This is a genomic window from Moraxella sp. 179-F 1C4 NHS, assembly GCF_045370505.1.
GTDB lineage: Bacteria > Pseudomonadota > Gammaproteobacteria > Pseudomonadales > Moraxellaceae > Faucicola > Faucicola tetraodonis.
The window spans coordinates 1-1,177 of sequence record NZ_JBIQEC010000064.1; the positions used below are offsets into that span (position 1 = coordinate 1).

Consider the following 1,177-nt stretch of genomic DNA (forward strand, 5'->3'; position numbering starts at 1 on the left):
GGCGACTTGATGATATCGATAAGCTATTCTTCTACTTTATGTGGATTTGTGGTAGTTTTTAATTTCTTTTACTATAGAACCCACCTAACTGGTGCGCCATAGCATGTACATAACCTAGCGAGGCATTATTAAACGCCATCCCTGCTAAGTATTGAGCATAGCTCATAGCCTCACGCGCTTCAATGTTTTCGCCATTTGCTACTGCTTGACGCAGCCATTGTTGAATCATTCGAATGGCTTTTTCAGCACAAGCATCTGTAATCGGATTTGCAGCAGTCGATACATACGCCTCTACCGCATGGGTTAGCGCATCCATACCTGTTGCCGCAGTTAAAGATGCAGGTTTTGCAGTCATCAGTCGAGGGTCATCAATAGCAATGAGTGGGGTACAACGCCAATCTACAATCGCCATTTTGACGTGGGTATCGGTATTGGTGATAATACAAAAACGTGTCATCTCTGATGCCGTTCCTGCAGTGGTATTGATAGCAATCAATGGTGTCATTGGCACTTTACTTTTATCAATACCTTCATAGTTACGGATATGACCACCGCCTGCCGTCACTAGACCAATCCCTTTTGCACAGTCATGTGACGAACCACCACCCAATGAGATGATAAAATCACAGCCGTTATCCTGATACGCTGTGACGCCATCGTGGACATTTTTGTCAGTTGGATTTGGCTCTGCGCCTGCAAATACGTAGCTATCAATACCTTGTTCGCTTAAATGTTTAATGATAATGTCTGGAACACCTGCTTTGCTCAGCCCTTGGTCAGTTACAATAAGCGCTTTTTTAGCACCTAGATCTTTGGCTTTTGAGCCCACTTCTTTGACACAGCCAGGTCCAAATAATGATACGCAGGGAATAAAAAAGCCACTGGTTTGATCGGAGATTTGCTTATAAGCCATGATTAAATTCCTTTTAATCTTTTATGTTAGGGGTATATAGTAATTTTATTCGTACGCCTAGTTTTTTATCATCATTACAACTAGATAAGATGTACTAATATATTTTTATAAAATATATTCTTATAAAATCACTATGACTTGATTTTAGTTCAGTCATCCAATGCGCTCTACCTACTATTAACCTACCTTAACCTGAATTCGACATAAGAAAGGATAAAAAAAAGAAGCCCAACATGCTAAAGTAAGTTCACCACAAACACCTTT

At 40.4% G+C, this 1,177-nt stretch carries 1 pseudogene; it reads right to left on the reverse strand.

From position 1 onward, the window contains the following. Nucleotides 1-70: 70 nt before the first annotated feature. A pseudogene (locus ACH0AB_RS11810) lies at nt 71-913 on the reverse strand (iron-containing alcohol dehydrogenase); the annotation flags it as partial. Between the last annotated feature and the right edge of the window lie 264 nt (nt 914-1,177).